Source organism: Amycolatopsis rubida (assembly GCF_900115345.1).
Classification (GTDB): domain Bacteria; phylum Actinomycetota; class Actinomycetes; order Mycobacteriales; family Pseudonocardiaceae; genus Amycolatopsis; species Amycolatopsis rubida.
Genome location: NZ_FOWC01000018.1, coordinates 59,010 through 75,175 on the forward strand (window position 1 = coordinate 59,010; position 16,166 = coordinate 75,175).

Genomic DNA, 16,166 nt, shown 5'->3' on the forward strand with positions numbered 1-16,166 from the left:
CGTCATCCCCGACCGTGATCCACCTCACATTTGTCCGGTTCAGGACAGATGCGAGATGTCGTTGACCAATCGGACCGAGGCGTTGCCGTCGGGATAGAACTCGACGATCGACAGCGACGCCAGGTCAAGGTGCAGCCGGAACAGCAGCGACGGCCCGGCGTCGAGTGCCATCCGCAGCAGGGTCTTGATCGGCGTCACGTGGCTGACCACGAGCACCGTGCGCCCGTCGTACTGCTCGATGAGGTCGCGCCGGGCCTTGCCGACCCGCTCGTGGACCGCGTCGAAGCTCTCGCCGCCGGGCGGCGGGCACGACGAATCGCTCAGCCAGCAGCGGTGCAGTTCCGGGTCCCGCTCGGCGGCCTCGCCGAAGGTGCGGCCCTCCCATTCGCCGAAATCGGTCTCGATGAGCCCGGGGTGCGTCTCGACCCGGCCGCCGAGCGCGTCGGCGACCGCCTGCGCGGTCTGCTTGGTGCGGATCAGCGGCGACGAAACGATCGGGGCCGGTTCGCCGTCCTCGCCGCTCAGGCCGGGCATCGCGGCCAGCCGTTTGGCGGCCGCGGCGGCCTGGCCCCGGCCGTGCTCGGTGAGCGGGACGTCGCCGCGCCCGGAGTAGCGGCGGTCGACCGACATCTCGGTCTGTCCGTGGCGCAGCAGGAGCAGTTTGGTCGGCGTGCCGCTGGCCCCGGTCCAGCCCGCCGGGGACACCCGGTCCGGTTCGGCGGCCTTCGCCCGAGGCCGTACCTCGGCGACCGGGGCGGGCGAGGTCGCGCCGGACCCGGCACTGTCCATGGCGACGTTCGCGAGCCGGTCCGCGTGCGAGTTCTCCGCGCGCGGGATCCAGGTGTAGCCGACCCGCTCGAAGCCCGCCGCGATCTCGCGCGCCTGCGCGGCGAGCGGCTGCAGCGCGGCGTGCTTGATCTTCCAGCGCCCGGACATCTGCTCGACCACGAGCTTCGAATCCATCCGGACGTCCACAATGGACACTCCGAGTTCGGCGGCCGCGGCCAGCCCGGCGACGAGCCCGGAATACTCCGCGACGTTGTTCGTGGCGATGCCGAGGTATTCGTGGCGTTCGGCCAGCACCTCGCCGGTCGCCGCGTCCTTCACGACCGCGCCGTAGCCTGCCGGGCCGGGGTTTCCCCGCGATCCGCCGTCGGCCTCGACGATCGCCCGTTCGGTCACAGGCCCGACTCCAGCGTGCGGACCAGGATCGCGCCGCAGTTGTCGCACTGCACGACGCTGTCCTCGGCCGCGGCCTTGATCTCGGAGATGGTGTTGCGGTCGAGTTCGAGCTGGCAGGCACCGCACCGGCGGGCCCGCAGCAGCGCCGCGCCGATGCCCTTGTGGTCGTAGACGCGGGTGTACAGCTTGAGCAGCGGCTCCGGGAAGCGCGGCAGCAGCTTCGCGCGGTCTTCCTTGCGCCGGGCCTCGGTGGTGTCGAGGTCCTTGAACGCCTCGTCGCGCCGGCCCACGGCGGCCTCGACCGCCTGCACCGCCTTGTCGGCCTCGGCGCTCGTGCGCTGCGCGTCAAGGCCCAGTGCCTCGCGCTGCTCCATCAGCTCCAGCAGGTCGTCCTCAAGCGCGCCCTTGCGGCGGCCGAGCGTCTGCAGCTCGTGCTCGATGTCGGTCATCTGCTTGGCCCCGACCGAACCGGATTCCATCAGCTTGCGGTCGCGGTCCTCGCGCGCCCGCACCGATTCGACCTCTTTCTCCTGCCGGGCGATCTCCCGGTCGAGGTCGGACGTCGCGGTCTCGACCGACACGAGGGCGTCGCGTTTCTCCCGGGCGGTCTTCTCCCCGGCCTCGATCTCGGCGAGCTCGGGCAGAGTGCGGCGGCGGTGCGCGACGCGCGAAAGCTCGGCGTCCACCTTCGCGAGTTCGAGCAGCTGACGCTGGACGGCGGGGTCGGCCTTCACTGTGCTCCCTGATTTAGTTACTGGGCGGTAGCGCGGATGGTCCACGGGTCGGTGCACCGCGTGGAGACGTGAGCTTCGACGGTACCCGCAAAGGCCGCGCCGACAAGGGCCGAGGCCTGTCCGCACCACGGCCACTCGCTGGCCCAGTGCGTGAGACCGACCAGCGCGGGCACGGTGGCCGCGGCGGCGAGGTGTTCGCCAGCGGGATGGTGGCGCAGATCCGCGGTCACGTACGCGTCGACGCCCTCGGCCGTCGCCTTCGCCAAATACGAGTCGCCAGCGCCGCCGGACACCGCGACGGTGCGGATCAGCCGGTCTGGGTCTCCGGCGCCAAGAACGCCCGGCACAGTGACCGGCAACGCGTCGGCGATCCGCTGGACGAACTGCGCGAACGGCTCCGCGGCGGGCAGGTGGCCGATGCGGCCGATCCCGGTGGCACCGCCGGGTTCGTGCGGGTCGAGCGGCCGGTCGACTTCGAGGCCGATGGCTTGCGCGAGCGCGTCGGACACGCCGGGGTCGGCCGAATCGGCGTTGGTGTGCGCGCAGTAGAGCGCGATGCCGCCGCGGATCATGCGGTGCACGAGCGAGCCCTTTGCGGTGTCGGCGGGGACGCCGTGCACGCCGCGCAGCAGCAGCGGATGGTGCGCGACGATCAGCTGCGCACCGGATTCCTCGGCCTCGGCGAGCGTCGCCTCGACCGGGTCGACACAGAACAGCACGCGGCGGACCTCCTCGGCCGGGTCTCCGCAGACGAGCCCGACCGCATCCCAGCTTTCCGCCAGCCGGGGCGGGTAACTGCGTTCGAGGACGGCGATGATCTCGGCTAATGCAGGCACCCGGGGATCCTCGCACGGTCGCTCTGGAACACTGCGAACCATGCCCACGCTGGTGTTTGTCTGCTCCGGAAACATCTGCCGCTCCCCCATGGCAGAGCTCGTCTTCCGCAAGAAGCTCGCCGACGCGGGTCTCGCTGACGCCGTGCGCGTGTCCAGCGCGGGCACCGGTCCGTGGCATGTCGGCGAGAGGGCCGACCGGCGGGCGCGCGCCACGTTGAAGGCGCACGGCTACCCCACCGAGCACATCGCGGCCGAGGTCAGCGACGAAGACCTCGAAGCCGACCTGCTGCTCGCCGCCGACGAGAGTCATCTTGGCTTTCTGCAGTCCCGCGTCGAGGACCCTTCGCGGGTGCGGCTGCTGCGTTCCTTCGACCCGTCCGCCCCGGAAGGCGCCGAGGTGCCGGACCCGTACTACGGCGGCGGCGACGGCTTCGAGGACGTGCTCGGGATGATCGAGCGGAGCGTGCCGGGACTGCTGGACTGGGTCCGCGAACAGGCGTGACGTCCGGTCCGGGTGCGCGCACGGAACGCGACGGCCTACCGTAGAGGGGTGCGGTTGCGGTTTCTGCTCCGGCCGGGATGGCTGGCGTTGACAGTGGTGGTGTTCACCTTCGCCATCTGCTGTTACACGCTGCTGGCCCCGTGGCAGTTCCGCCGCGACGGCGAACAGGTCACCCAGAACAACGCGCTGACCACGTCATTCACCGCGAAGCCCGCGCCCGCGGCGCAGCTGCTGCCGTCCGGGGCGAAGCCGGACAAGAACACCGAGTGGCACCTCGTGTCGATCACCGGCACGTACCTGCCTTCGGCCGAGGTTGTCGCGCGGCTGCGCACTGTGCAGGGCCAAGGTGCGTACGAGGTCCTCACGCCGCTTCGCGCTACTGACGGCACCGTATACCTGATCGACCGCGGCTACGTGGGACTCAGCAGTGACTCCGGCCTGCTCCCGTACGCGGCAGCGCCGGGCGGACAGGTGACGGTCGTCGCGCGCGTGCGAAGCGACGAGACAGACCCGAAGAACCGTGAAGCGTTCGCCGACGCGTCGACGAACGGAAAGCTGCAGAGCTACACCGTCGACTCGCGCGTGGTGGCGAAGTCTTCTGGGCTCACGATCCGGCCCGGGTACTTCCAGCTCGACCAGAACCAGCCTGGCGTGCTCAGCCCGCTGCCGCTGCCGCAGCTCGAATCGGGCCCGTACTTCTCGTATGCGCTGCAGTGGCTGGCGTTCGGCACGATGGCATTGCTGGGCTGGCTGTACTTCACGATCCGCGAACTGCGTCCGGGCGGCGCGCTGACGACCGAGCGTCCGCAGCGCGGCCGGCGCAAGTCCGTCGCGGAGATGCTCGCCGAAGACGAGGACGAGTACACGCCGACCGCCTGAGTGGCCTGGTCGTTTCTCGGGAAGATGGCTCTTTGCCCGGGCCACTTGCCGCACTGATACTGGCGGCATGCTGATCCACCCCTGGGACGCCGCGGACCAGAACGAATGGCGGGAATGGCTCGCCGGACACGATTTCGGCGAACTGGTCGCCGGCGGCCGCGGCCGCGATCTCCCGGTGGTGGTGCCGACGCATTTCGTCTTCGACGGCGACGCGACCGTCCGGCTGCACCTAGCCCGGCCGAATCCGGTGTGGCCGCTGCTGGAGGAACACCCGCGCGCCCTGCTGACGGTGACCGGGGACTACACCTACGTCCGCTCGGACTGGAACACCGACGGCGATCCCGCACTCGGCGTGCCCACGTCGTACTACGCGAGCGTGCAACTGGCCTGCGACGTCCGGCTCGTCGACGATCCCGAGGAGAAGGCCGCGCTGCTGAACCACCAGCTGGCGCACTTCGAACCGGACGGCCAGCGCACCCCAGTGTCCGCTGTGGACGCTCCGGATCGGCGGCTGCTGCCCGGGATTCGCGGCGTCGAGCTGGCCGTGACCGAGGTGCGGGCGAAGTTCAAGTACGGCGGGAACAAGAACTCCGAGGACCGGCAGCGGATCGGGGCACGGCTGGCCGAGAGGGGCGGGTTCAATGACGCGGAAGCCATCGCGCACTTGACGGACTCGTGAGTGCCTATCACGGTGAGAACCGAGAGGCGCTCACGACCTTTCCCGGCGCACCCCGCTCGCCACCGCGGCCACGAGTACCGACGTCCCCGCAGCCAGCCACCCCACCACCCGGGACAACTCCACCGCGCGCGTCACGTGCCCGGCGTCCGGATTCCGGCCAACCCCGAGCACCGGCAACTCCACCACACCCTGCGGATACTCAGTCCGCCCGCCGACGCGAATCTCCAGCGCCCCAGCGAAAGCCGCCTCGACCCGACCCGCATTCGGGCTCGGATGCGCGATCGTGTCCCGCCGCCAAGCGCGCCACGCACCACCGGCCGAACCGCCGACCACCGGCGCACCCAAGACAGTCAGCGCGGCGGCGGCCCGAGTCGGCAAGAGGTGCACAAGTTCGTCAAGCCGGTCAATAACCCAGTGCCCGGGAAGCAACCGGCGCAGCAGCCCGACGGTCCGCGCCGCGAGCAGCCCGGGCACGCCCGCGACCGCGCCCCACAGCAGCGGGGTCACGACCACTTCGGACGTGTTCTCAGCCAGAGTTTCCACCGAAGCACGGGAAAGCCCGATCGTGCTCAGCCCGCCGGTGACGCGCGGGTCCAGTTCGGACAGTGTGTCGCGTGCGGGTTCGAGACGGCCTTCTTCGAGATCGCGAGCCAGCTCCGTCCCCTGGGTAGCCAGCCCGGCCGCGCCGACGACCGCCCAGGTCGCCACTGCCGTCGTCGTGGCTTGCAGCACCGGGCTGCGGCGGCCGGTGCGCTCGACCAGCACTCCGGCCGCGACTGCCGCGCAGGCGATTCCCAAGCCTGCCGCGCGTCGCGAACCCGTGGCGGCGACCACCTGACCGAAGGCGGCGACCGGCGGACGTCGCCGCGGGTCGCCGAGTGCTCCGTCGGCGGCCAAACCGAGAATCAAGCCGATCGCGCGCGCCGCGCTCACCTGTAGCCCCCCGAACGTGGACGATTCAGCCGCCGAGATTACTCGACACCGCGGCGGCGATTTCCTCGCGTGCCTGGTCCACGATGTCGCGCATCGCGCGTTCGGCGCGAGCCGCGTCGGCGAGGTCGACCGCTTCGGCGACCTCGACGTGCAGCGCGACCGCCTCGGGCTGCGGTTCGTCCGGCATCAGGCCGTGTCCGGTGCGACCGGCGAGTACTTCGGCGACCGCTGAGGACAGCTGCGCGAACATCGGATTCCGCGACGCGGACAGCAGCAGATCGTGGAATGCGACGTCGTGGCCGAGGAAGGCATCCAGGTCGCGGGCGCGCGCCGTGCGCTGGAGATGCACCGCCAGCGCGCGCAGCCGTCCGCGTTCCTCCGGGGTCGCCCGGAGCGCGGCGAACCGGGCGGCGCACGGTTCGACGGCCGAACGCAGCTCGGTCAGCGTGCGCAGCGCGGTCGGCCGGTCGGCACCGTCGAGCTGCCAGCGGATCAGCCTCGGGTCATAGTGGTTCCACTCGGCCGGCTCGCGGACGGTGACCCCGACGCGGCGGCGGCTGCTGGTCAACCCCATCGTCTCAAGGACCCGGACCACCTCGCGGGCCACCGTCCGCGAAGCCCCGTACCGCTCCTGCAGCTCCTCCGACCGCAACACCGCGCCCGGTGCCAGCTCACCGCTCGCGATGGCCGCGCCGAGTTCGTCGAGCATGTCCTCGTGCCGATCGTTCCCCACCGGGTTAACGTAGCGCGCTGACTCGATTAAGTACTACTTCTTCTTGATTAAGTAGTACTTTTGAGTTTGACTCTCCAGGGCACAAAGACGTGGGAGGTGCGCATGACGGTCATCGTGGTGATGGGCGTATCGGGCTCGGGCAAGACGACAGTCGGCACGGCGCTCGCGAAGGAACTCGGAACCGTGTACGCCGAAGCAGACACCTTCCACCCGCAGGCGAACATCGAAAAAATGACCGCCGGGCACCCGCTGAACGACGAGGACCGGGCACCGTGGCTGGCCGCGATCGCGGAGTGGATCGGGAAGCACCACGAAAACGGCGCGGTCGTCAGCTCGTCCGCCTTGAAGCGGCGCTACCGCGACGTGCTGCGCGGCGGCGGAGACGTGTGGTTCCTGCACCTGCACGGCTCGCGCGACCTGCTCGCCGAGCGGATGAAGACCCGCAGCGGCCACTTCATGCCGGTCTCGCTGCTCGATTCCCAGCTCGCCGACCTCGAACCGCTTGAGCCGGACGAGCCGGGGGCGACCTTCGACACCAGTCTCTCCCCCGCCGAACTCGTCGAGTCGGCGCTGACCGCGTTCCGGGAGCGCGCATGAGCACCCTCGCCGCCGGCTGGACCGGCCACGACACCCGCCTGATCCTCGCCACGGTGCTCGCCATCGCCGTGATCGTGGTGCTGATCAGCAAGGTCAAACTGCATCCGCTGCTCGCGCTCACGCTGGGTTCCGGCGTGCTCGGCCTGGTCGCCGGGATGCCGGTGGACAAGCTGCTGAAGAGCTTCACCAACGGCGTCGGCAGCACCGTCGCGTCCGTCGGCGTGCTGATCGCGTTCGGGGCGATGCTGGGCAAACTGCTCGCCGATTCCGGCGGCGCGGACCGGATCGTCGACACCGTGCTCGGCCGGGTCCGCGGCCCCGGGCTGCCGTGGGCGATGGCGCTGGTCGCCGCGCTGATCGGGTTGCCGATGTTCTTCGAAATCGGCCTCGTCATGCTGATCCCGGTGGTGCTGCTGGTCGCGAAGCGCAGCGGTAAACCGGTGCTGCTGCTGGGAATTCCGGCACTGGCCGGACTGTCGGTGCTGCACGGCCTGATCCCGCCGCACCCCGGCCCGCTGGCCGCCGCCGGTTCGCTGAACGCCAACGTCGGCCTCACCCTGGGGCTTGGCCTGCTGGTCGGCCTTCCCACGGTGATCATCGCCGGTCCGTTGTTCGGCCGCCTCGCCGCGAAGATGGTGCCGGACGCCGCGCCGCCCGCCCGGCTGGTCCCGGAGTCCGAGGGCACCGACGAAAAGCACCGCCCGAGCTTCTTCGCGACGCTGTCCACGGTGCTGCTGCCGGTCGTTCTGATGCTGGCCAAGGCACTCGCGGACATCTTGGCGGACAAGGGAAACCCGGCCCGCCGCATCCTGGACTTCATCGGCGACCCGCTCGTCGCACTGCTGCTGGCGGTCCTGGTCGGCATGGTCGTGCTGGGCCGCCCGGCGCGACTGAACCGGGAACGCCTCTCGTCGATCATCGGGGATTCCCTCGGCCCGATCGCCGGGATCGTGCTGATCGTGGCCGCGGGCGGCGGATTCAAGCAGACCCTGGTCGACGCCGGGGTCGGCGACGTGATCACCAGCCTCTCCCAGGGCGCGCACCTCTCCCCGCTGCTGCTCGGCTGGCTGGTCGCGGTGGCGATCCGCCTGGCGACGGGCTCGGCAACCGTCGCGACGGTCTCCGCGGCGGGCATCGTCGCCCCGCTGGCCGCGACGCTGGACCCGACGCACAACGCCCTGCTGGTGCTGGCCATCGGTGCCGGATCGCTCTTCTTCTCGCACCTGAACGACGCCGGGTTCTGGCTGGTCAAGGAGTACTTCGGGATGTCGGTCGGCCAGACGTTGAAGAGCTGGTCGGTGATGGAAACGGTGATCTCGGTGGTGGCGATCGCGCTGATCCTGCCGCTGGGCGCACTGCTTTAGCGCCGAACCCTTCGACGGCCGCCGGGTTTCGAGCCCGGCGGCCGTTCTCTTCGGTTGACATGTGACCTTTTGGTCACCTATTCTCGGTGCGTGCCCGACGAGGACCTGGTTTTCAAGGCGCTGGCGGATCCGACCCGCCGGTTCCTGCTCGACCTGCTCTACGAGCGCGACGGCCGCACGCTCACCGAGCTGGAGTCCGAAGTGGACATGACCCGGTTCGGGGTGATGAAGCACCTCAAGCTGCTCGCGGAGGCCGAGCTGGTCGTCTCGCGCAGGGAGGGGCGGGAGAAACGGCACTTCCTGAACCCGGTCCCGATCCGCCGGATCCACGACCGCTGGATCGACAAGTACACCGCACACCACACCTCGGCGCTGCTGGACCTCAAGGCCCAGCTCGAAGCCGAAGAATCGCAGAAGGAGCCCGGAACATGAGCGACACCACGACCGTGCAGGTCAACCGCGTCTACATCAAGGCCACCCCGCAGGCGGTGTGGGACGCCATCACCAAGCCGGAGTGGACGGCGAAGTACGGCTACACCGGCCTTGCCGACTTCGACCTCAAGCGCGGCGGCAAGCACCGCACCAAGCCGACCCAGGAGTTCATCGACTCCGGTTTCACCAGCGACCTCCTCGACGGCGAGGTACTTGAGGCCGATCCGCCGCGCAAGCTGGTGATCACCTGGAAACTGCAGATGGACCCGAGCCTCGTCGCCGAGCCGTACACCACGCTCACTTACGACATCGAGGAAACGCAGACCGCGGGCACCCGGCTCACGGTCACCCACGACGTCACCGGCGCGCCGAACCACGCGGCGCTCGTGTCCGGCGTGCACGAGGACATCAACGCCGGCCCGGGCGAGAACGCGGGCGGCGGCTGGGCTTGGGTCCTGTCCGACCTGAAGTCCGTTTTGGAGACGGGCAAGAACCTCACGGCCTGACGCGGGGGCGGGGTGGCTGCTTTCGAGCAGCCACCCCACATTCACGCGCGTTGCGTCGCGGCCGTCAGCGCGGCTTTCGCGGAGTCAGAAGCCCCGAGTTTGTCCAAACCGAACAGTGCGGCTCCGACAACCGGGTTCACCTCCACCACGCGCACCTGCGCCCGCGGCGCCACTTTCAGGCACCGCCGTTCGATGTCCGCGATCACGGAAGCGCCTACCCCGGTCAGCACGCCGCCGCCGAGAATGACCTCGGGAGCCGAGGTCGTGAGGTCCAACCGGCGCATGATCGCGGCCACCAGCAGGCTCACTTCCTCGGCGAACCGCGTCACCACGTCCTGTGCGACCTCGTCGCCTGCCGCGGCCACCTCGAACAACAGCGGGCAGAGACCATGGATCGAGGCGGCGTCGATCTCCTCGAAGTGCAGGCCCTGCACGACATCCAGCAGCGTCGCGGCACCGAAGTACTCCGCGACCGCCGATTCCAGCGCGGTCCGCGGACCGCGGCCGTCCTCAGCGCGGACGGCCCACCACAGCGCTTCCTCGCCCAGCCGGTACCCGCCGCCCCAGTCGCCCGACACCTTGCCCAGCGCGGGGAAACGGTAAGACCGGCCGTCCGGGGCGAAGCCGGCGCCGTTGATGCCCGCGCCGCACACCACCGCTACCCCGGTGCCGTCGGAACTTCCGGCCCGCAGCAACGCGAGAACGTCATTGCCGACGTCCACAGTGGAACTCCAGCCGCGTGCGGACAAAGCCTTGTGCAGCGCCGTTTCTTCGCGGGGGAAGTCCAGGCCGGCCAGGTAGGCCGAGGTGTGCACGGCGAACGGCGGATCCGCAGGCAGCCCAGCAGCGTGCAGTGCTTTCTGGACGAATTCTTCCAACGCGGCAACGCATCCGTCGACCCCGACCCGCTGGGGAGAAACACCGGGGCCGCGGGAAGCGCCGAGCACGACGCCGTCCCGCGAAACGACCAGCACCTCGGTCTTGCTGTTCCCCCCGTCGATCGCGACGACGGTGTCGCTCATGCCCGCGCCCAGGGCAGGAAGTCCCGGTTGCGTGCGACGAGTTCGTCCGCGAGCTGGTCCGCCTTGGTGTACTGGCCGACCAGCGGGTGCGCGAGCAGGGCATCCGCGACCCGGTCCCGGCCGCCCTTGATCGCGGCGTCCAGAGCCAGGTACTCGTAAGCCGTGACCCCGGCGATCAGTCCGGCGAATCGCGGGTCCACCGGAGACTGCGGAATCGGGTTCGCGCCCGCGGAATCCACAGTGGAGGAAACCTCGATCACCGCGTCGTCCGGCAGGAAATCGAACGTGCCGTTGTTGCCGACGTTCACCACGTGCTCCTCGGCGCCGCCGCCGGAAGTGAGCGCGTGCACAAGCTGCACCGCCGCCTCCGAGTAGTACGCGCCGCCGCGCTTCTCCAGCGATTCCGGCTTCGTGACCTGCTCCGGGTCGAGATAGATCTTCAGCAGTTCTTCCTCGACGTCGCTGACCACCTCGGCACGCGGGCGCTCGGTCTGCTGCTTGGCGACCTGAGCGTCGTGCGAGTAGTAGTACTTGAGGTAGTACGACGGCACGGCCCGCATCCGCTGCATCCACCCAACCGGAACGCTGACCTCCGCGCCGAGGTATTCCGCGTGCTGGGCAAGCAGCTCCGGCAGCCGGTCGACGCCCTCGACCAGGACGCCGCGTTCCCAGCTCAGGTGGTTCAGTCCAGTGTGGATCAACTTGACGTCGCCGGTCGAAGCGCCGAGCAGCTTCGCGAACTTGCGCTGCAGGTTGATCGCGACGTTGCACAGGCCGACCGCACGGTGCCCCTCCTGCAACAGCGCGCGGGTGACGATTCCGACCGGGTTGGTGAAGTTGACGATCCAGGTGTCGTCACCGGCGACCTTGCGCACGCGTTCGGCGATGTCGAGCACCACCGGCACCGTGCGCAGCGCCTTCGCCAAACCGCCCGCGCCGGTCGTCTCCTGGCCGACGCAGCCGCACAGGTGCGGGAACGTCTCGTCCGACGCGCGCGCCTTCTGACCGCCGACCCGCAGCTGAATGAGGACCGCCGACGCACCGTCGACGCCTTCCTCCAGACTCGCCGTCGTGCGCACGCGGGCCGGATGCCCCGCGTGGTTCAGCAGCCGCTGACTGAAATCGCCGACCGCTCCGACCCGGTAGGCATCCGGGTCGATCAGCACGATCTCGTCGACGTCGAGCGAGGCCCGCCGTCCGGCGATGCCGTCGATCAGCTCCGGCGTGTAGGTGGACCCACCGCCGACCACTGCCAGTTTCATCCCTTGACTCCCGTGAACGTGATGCCCTTGACGAACGACTTCTGCGCGAACACGAACAGCACGATCACCGGCAGCATGATCAGCGCGGTGGCGGCCATCGTGAGGTTCCATTCGACGTGGTGCATGCCTCGGAAGGACGCGATCGCCAGTGAAAGCGGCCAGTTGTCTTTGTTCTCGCCCGTGTAGAGCAGCGGGCCGAAATAGTCGTTCCAGGTGAACAGGAAGCAGAACATCGCGGTGGCCGCGATCCCCGGCTTCGCCATCGGGATCAGCACCCGCGTGAGCACCCGGAACTCGTTGCAGCCGTCGATCTTCGCCGCTTCGAGATAGTCCTTCGGGATGGTGAGGAAGAACTGCCGCAGCAGGAAGATCGAGAAGGCGTCGAAGAAGAAGTACGGCACGATGAGCGGCACCAGCGTGCCGGTGAACCCGAGCCGCACCCACAGATCGTACAGTGGAACGACGGTGACCTGCGGCGGCAGCATCATCGCGACGACCACGAGCATGAAGCACAGGTTCTGCCCGCGCCACCGCAGTTTCGCCAGCCCGTACGCCGCCGGGATCGCCGAGACCAGCGCACCGATCGTCGCCAGCGCCGAGTACAGCAGGCTGTTGCCGAAGTACTCCAGCAGCGGAGCCTTCTTGAACACTTCGATGAAGTTCTCGAAATGCCATTCGGCCGGCCACAGGCTGGACGTCATCGCCTGGTCGCTCTTCATCACCGAGGTGAGGAAAACGAACAGCAGCGGCAGCATGAAGATCACGCCGAGCGCGATGCCGACCGCGTGTGTGGCCACAAAGGACAGTTTTTTGTCCCAGCGCCGCTTGAACTTCTCCCGCGGATGCACCGGAGGAGCCGGGGGCGCGGGGGCTGAAATCGTGGTCATGCGCCCTCCTCCTGATGCTGGTTCTTCCGCATCTGCCGCACCAAAATCCAGGTGAACCCGGCCGACACCAGGAACAGCAGCACTGCCATCGCGGCCGCGTAACCCATGTTGAAGTACCGGAAACCCTGTACGTACAACCAGATCGGATAGGTCAGCGTCGAGTTCTCCGGCGCACCGATCAGTTTCGAGTTCCCCGCGACGTCCGCGGTGCCCGCGGAAGCGGACGCGGCGACGATCGCTTGGGTGAAGAACTGCAATGCGTAGATCATCGAGTTGACCACGCCGAACAGCAGCACCGGCGAGATCGACGGCAGCGTCACGTGCCAGAACCGGCGCACCGGACCGGCCCCGTCGAGTTCCGCGGCCTCGTACTGCTCCTGCGGAACGTCCAGCAACGCGGCCAGGATGATGATCATCAGCTCGCCCGAACCCCACAGCGCGAGCAGGGTCAGCGCGGGCTTCGACATTTCCGGGCTGTTGAACCACAATCCGCCGTCAATGCCCACCAGCCGCAGGAACCGGTTCACCGGGCCGAATTCCGGGTTGAACACGAAGACGAACGCGAGGGTCGCGGCCGCAGGCGGGGCGAGCGCGGGCAGGTAGCAGAGCGTGCGGACGATGCCGACGCCCGACTTCAGCCGCGAGATCACCGACGCCACGCCGAGCGAGAACAGCACCCGGCAAACGGTCAGGATGATCACCAGCCACAACGTGTTGTACGCGGCGGTTTTCACCAGCGGCTCGCTGGTGAACATGCGCACGTAGTTGTCAAACCCAATCCACTGTGGAGGGTTGATCAGGTCGTAGCGGGTGAACGAGTAGAACAGCGTCGCGCCGAGCGGGTAGGCGAAGAAGACGAGGAACCCGAGAGTCGCCGGCGCCATGAACCAGAAAACCGTGCGCCTGCGCTTGGCCCGGGGAGACCCCTTCCGCGCCTGGTTCGGCGCGGAAGGGGTTCCGGTTTCCGCTGCGGTCAGCGTGGTCATCCGCCGGCGCCCTTCTGCGCCAGTTCGTCGTTGATCTGCGCGTCGACCTTCTTCAGGCCCGCGTCCAGATCAGGCACCGACCCGGCCTGCCACTTCTCAGCGAAGTCGTTGACCGCCTTGAGGAACGCGTCGCCGATCGGCGTGGTCGGGTTGGCGACCAGCTTGCCGCTGTTGTAGATGTCGGTGAAGGTCTTGAACTGCGGCGGCATCTTCAGGTTCGGCGAGTTCAGCGAATCCTTGGTGCTGGGCACGTTGTTCAGGCCGTTGGCCATCTCGACGAGGGTGTCGGTGTCGAGCGAGGCCTGCTTGATCAGCTCCCACGCCGCGCCGGGGTTCTTCGCGCCCTTCGGGATCGCGATGATCGTGCCGGTGCCGAACCCGCCGCCGTACTGCCCGGCCAGGCTGTCGAGCACCGGAGCGGGGGCGGTGCCGTAGTCGAGCGAGGGCACCTGGTCCTTGATGAACGCGGTGCGGAACTCGCCGTCGTAGATCATCGACAGCTTGCCGGTCTGGAAACCGTTGTCCTTCGAGTACTCGTCACCCAGACCGGCCTTGAACTTCTCGACCTTCTCGTGCCCGCCGTAGAAGTCGATGAGCTTCTTCTGGAACTGGAACATCTCTTTCCAGCCAGGGCTGGAAGCGAGCGACGATTTCCCGTCCGGGCCCATGAACTTGGCCCCGAAGTTCGGCGCCCAGTACTGCGCCTGGTTGGCGTAGAACGGCATCGACGGCAGGAAGCCCGCGGTCTTGATCGAACCGTCCGGGTTGAACTCGGTGAGCTTCTTGACGTCCTCGAACAGTTCCGTGGTGTTCTTCGGCGGGCCGGCGATGCCCTTGGCCGCGAACTGCGCCTTGTTGTAAAAGAACCCGTACACGTCGGCGAGCATCGGCATCGCGCACCGCTTGCCCTGGTAGGAGGTGTAGTCGCGGACCGCCTGCGGGATCTGTTCGAGGTCGATCTTGTCGCGCTCGATGTAGGGCTTCAGGTCCTGGAAGCTGCCGGTCGAGCACCACGCGCCGAGGTTGTCGGTGTAGAACGAGATCGCCACGTCCGGCGGGTTGCCGCCGCGGATCGACTGGGTGAGCTTGTCGTCGTCCTGGTTCCCCTCGTGCTTGATGGTGATGGTGGGGAACTTCGCCTTGAGCTTGTCCAGCGCCTTCGTGACCACGCCGTACTCGCGGTCGGTGAACTTGCTGTAGACGGTAATGGTGAGCTTGTCGTCCTTGTTCGGCGGGGCCGCGGCTTCACCGCCGCCGGCGGGCGCGGCGGCACCGCACGCGGCGGTCGCCAGCAGCGTGCTCGCCGCGAAAGCGCTGAGCAGCAGAGATCCGCGCTTGCGCGCGATTCTCCGGATGCGGGTGGGAGCGGACATGAACCCTCCTGTCCTTCGGGTGGGTCTACTCGGTCGGGGACGGGGCTTGCTCTCCGGCGGACCGACGCGGCCCGAGGAGCGTGGGGGTGACGACGCCGAAGACGTCCTCACGGGCGGTGGCGAGCGCGGACTGCAACGCACCGGCGCGCACCGCGTTGCCCTGCACCGAAGCGACGCCGACGGGCGTGCGAGGCAGGACAAGTTCGTGCAGTTTCTCCGCGACGATCCCGGCGAACTCGTCGCCGCCGGCGCGACTGGTCTCACCGCAGAGCAGGATGAGCTGCGGGTCGGCGACCGCGACGAGGCTCGCGACCCCGCTGGCGACACGCCGCGCGAGATCGTCCAGAAACCCTTGGTGCGCCGTGCGACGCGCTTGCGTGACGGCATCCCAGCCGCTGTCCGCGGAGATGCCGTGCGCCTTGGCGAGCCGGACGATCGCCGAGGAGTCGACCAGGTTGCCGTACCGGGCCCCGGCCGAGGGCCAGCTGTCGCCAGTGTCCACAGTGGCCGGATCGGGGACGCGCATCCAGTCGATCTCGCCGCCGCCACCGGTCGCGCCGCGCAGCAGCCGCCGTCCGATGACGACCGCGCCGCCGACGCCCTCAGACAGCCACACCAGCACGAAATCGTCGACGTCCTGCGCGTTGCCGACCGTCATTTCCTCAACGGCGACAAGGTTTACGTCGTTCTCGATCTTGACCGTCACGCCGAGTTCGTCGCTCAGCCGCGCCGGCACGTCGAACCCGAGCCAGCCCGGGATGTGCGGGGCCGAGGACAGCAATCCGGTGCGCGGATCGAACGCGCCCTGCGCGCCGATGACCACATTGGCCAGATCGTCGAGCCGCAGGCCCGCGGCCTTGGTGACCCGGCGCAGCGCCTGGCCGAACGACCCGACCACGTCCGCGTCCTCGGCCACCGGAAGCTGCACGCGGTACTCGGCGAGCACCGCCCCGGCGACGTCGGCGACCACGAAGTCCGCGACCCGAGGGGTGAGGTCGACGGCCGCGACGTGCGCGAGGGCACCGTTGACCGCCCACAGTTGCGCGCGCGGCCCGCGTCCGCCGCCGGCCCGCTCCCCCGCTTTGCCCACGAGATTGTCCTGCTCAAGGCGGGTGAGCAGCTGCGCGGTGGCGGGTTTGGACAGCCCGATGGCGGCCTCCAGCTCGGCCCGCGTGAGCGGCCCGTTCCGCAGCAACGCCTCAATCGCCGCACGGTCGTTCATCTCGCGCAACGTTCGCGGACTGCCGGCTCGCACCTGG

Annotated in this window: 18 protein-coding genes; 7 read left to right on the forward strand and 11 right to left on the reverse strand. The window is 68.8% G+C overall.

Features of this window, described 5'->3' with window-relative positions; all coding sequences use genetic code 11:
- Positions 1–39: 39 nt before the first annotated feature.
- The 3 genes from BM362_RS40140 to BM362_RS40150 are packed head-to-tail and all read right to left on the reverse strand — an operon-like array spanning position 40 to position 2,752.
- A complete protein-coding gene (locus BM362_RS40140) occupies positions 40–1,182 on the reverse strand; it encodes a bifunctional RNase H/acid phosphatase (RefSeq protein WP_167545613.1) in 1,143 nt (380 codons plus the stop codon).
- Positions 1,179–1,916, reverse strand: coding sequence for a zinc ribbon domain-containing protein (locus BM362_RS40145; protein WP_067585995.1), 738 nt, complete (start codon positions 1,914–1,916; stop codon positions 1,179–1,181). Before BM362_RS40145 ends, BM362_RS40140 begins: the two co-directional genes overlap by 4 nt.
- A gap of 17 nt (positions 1,917–1,933) precedes the next feature.
- On the reverse strand, positions 1,934–2,752 hold the full coding sequence (locus tag BM362_RS40150) for a Nif3-like dinuclear metal center hexameric protein (RefSeq protein ID WP_067585992.1): 819 nt from the start codon (positions 2,750–2,752) through the stop codon (positions 1,934–1,936).
- A 40-nt stretch (positions 2,753–2,792) separates the two neighbouring features.
- Here BM362_RS40150 and BM362_RS40155 point away from each other — a divergent pair, with 40 nt between their 5' ends.
- From BM362_RS40155 to BM362_RS40165, 3 genes are all read left to right on the forward strand, one after another.
- Positions 2,793–3,254, forward strand: a complete 462-nt coding sequence (locus tag BM362_RS40155) for a low molecular weight protein-tyrosine-phosphatase (RefSeq protein WP_067585990.1) — start codon at positions 2,793–2,795, stop codon at positions 3,252–3,254.
- 48 nt (positions 3,255–3,302) lie between these two features.
- Positions 3,303–4,133, forward strand: a complete 831-nt coding sequence (locus BM362_RS40160) for an SURF1 family cytochrome oxidase biogenesis protein (RefSeq protein ID WP_067585987.1) — start codon at positions 3,303–3,305, stop codon at positions 4,131–4,133.
- Between the two features lie 67 nt (positions 4,134–4,200).
- Entirely contained in the window at positions 4,201–4,812 is a 612-nt protein-coding gene (locus BM362_RS40165; protein WP_093576702.1) for an FMN-binding negative transcriptional regulator, read from the forward strand.
- A 30-nt stretch (positions 4,813–4,842) separates the two neighbouring features.
- Here the strand turns inward: BM362_RS40165 and BM362_RS40170 are convergent, their stop codons facing one another.
- Positions 4,843–5,745: a cobalamin biosynthesis protein CobD/CbiB gene (locus BM362_RS40170; protein ID WP_067585982.1), complete on the reverse strand. Its 903-nt coding sequence runs from the start codon at positions 5,743–5,745 to the stop codon at positions 4,843–4,845.
- 25 nt (positions 5,746–5,770) lie between these two features.
- Entirely contained in the window at positions 5,771–6,454 is a 684-nt protein-coding gene (locus tag BM362_RS40175) for a FadR/GntR family transcriptional regulator (RefSeq protein WP_067586139.1), read from the reverse strand.
- A 126-nt stretch (positions 6,455–6,580) separates the two neighbouring features.
- Between BM362_RS40175 and BM362_RS40180 the strand changes: the two genes are divergently transcribed.
- The 4 genes from BM362_RS40180 to BM362_RS40195 all read left to right on the forward strand — a co-directional run bounded on the left by BM362_RS40180 (position 6,581) and on the right by BM362_RS40195 (position 9,377).
- Positions 6,581–7,075, forward strand: coding sequence for a gluconokinase (locus BM362_RS40180; RefSeq protein ID WP_067585979.1), 495 nt, complete (start codon positions 6,581–6,583; stop codon positions 7,073–7,075).
- On the forward strand, positions 7,072–8,439 hold the full coding sequence (locus tag BM362_RS40185) for a GntT/GntP/DsdX family permease (RefSeq protein ID WP_093576704.1): 1,368 nt from the start codon (positions 7,072–7,074) through the stop codon (positions 8,437–8,439). The genes BM362_RS40180 and BM362_RS40185 overlap by 4 nt, the downstream gene beginning before the upstream one ends.
- Positions 8,440–8,529: 90 nt before the next feature.
- On the forward strand, positions 8,530–8,871 hold the full coding sequence (locus BM362_RS40190; protein WP_067585973.1) for an ArsR/SmtB family transcription factor: 342 nt from the start codon (positions 8,530–8,532) through the stop codon (positions 8,869–8,871).
- Positions 8,868–9,377, forward strand: a complete 510-nt coding sequence (locus BM362_RS40195; protein WP_067585970.1) for an SRPBCC domain-containing protein — start codon at positions 8,868–8,870, stop codon at positions 9,375–9,377. The genes BM362_RS40190 and BM362_RS40195 overlap by 4 nt, the downstream gene beginning before the upstream one ends.
- A gap of 41 nt (positions 9,378–9,418) precedes the next feature.
- On the opposite strand, the gene BM362_RS40200 is transcribed toward BM362_RS40195, so the two are convergent.
- From BM362_RS40200 to BM362_RS40225, 6 genes are read right to left on the reverse strand one after another with little or no spacing between them, the layout of a single operon-like run.
- On the reverse strand, positions 9,419–10,399 hold the full coding sequence (locus tag BM362_RS40200) for an N-acetylglucosamine kinase (RefSeq protein WP_093576705.1): 981 nt from the start codon (positions 10,397–10,399) through the stop codon (positions 9,419–9,421).
- The gene (locus tag BM362_RS40205; RefSeq protein ID WP_093576706.1) at positions 10,396–11,661 is read right to left on the reverse strand and encodes a 6-phospho-beta-glucosidase; all 1,266 of its coding nucleotides are present in this window, start codon (positions 11,659–11,661) and stop codon (positions 10,396–10,398) included. Before BM362_RS40205 ends, BM362_RS40200 begins: the two co-directional genes overlap by 4 nt.
- Entirely contained in the window at positions 11,658–12,548 is an 891-nt protein-coding gene (locus BM362_RS40210) for a carbohydrate ABC transporter permease (protein WP_093576707.1), read from the reverse strand. The genes BM362_RS40205 and BM362_RS40210 overlap by 4 nt, the downstream gene beginning before the upstream one ends.
- Complete coding sequence (locus tag BM362_RS40215) at positions 12,545–13,534, reverse strand: carbohydrate ABC transporter permease (RefSeq protein ID WP_067585961.1); 990 nt, start codon at positions 13,532–13,534, stop codon at positions 12,545–12,547. The genes BM362_RS40210 and BM362_RS40215 overlap by 4 nt, the downstream gene beginning before the upstream one ends.
- Complete coding sequence (locus BM362_RS40220; RefSeq protein WP_093576708.1) at positions 13,531–14,907, reverse strand: extracellular solute-binding protein; 1,377 nt, start codon at positions 14,905–14,907, stop codon at positions 13,531–13,533. Before BM362_RS40220 ends, BM362_RS40215 begins: the two co-directional genes overlap by 4 nt.
- A 25-nt stretch (positions 14,908–14,932) precedes the next feature.
- On the reverse strand, positions 14,933–16,162 hold the full coding sequence (locus BM362_RS40225; protein ID WP_425285765.1) for an ROK family transcriptional regulator: 1,230 nt from the start codon (positions 16,160–16,162) through the stop codon (positions 14,933–14,935).
- Positions 16,163–16,166: the final 4 nt, after the last annotated feature.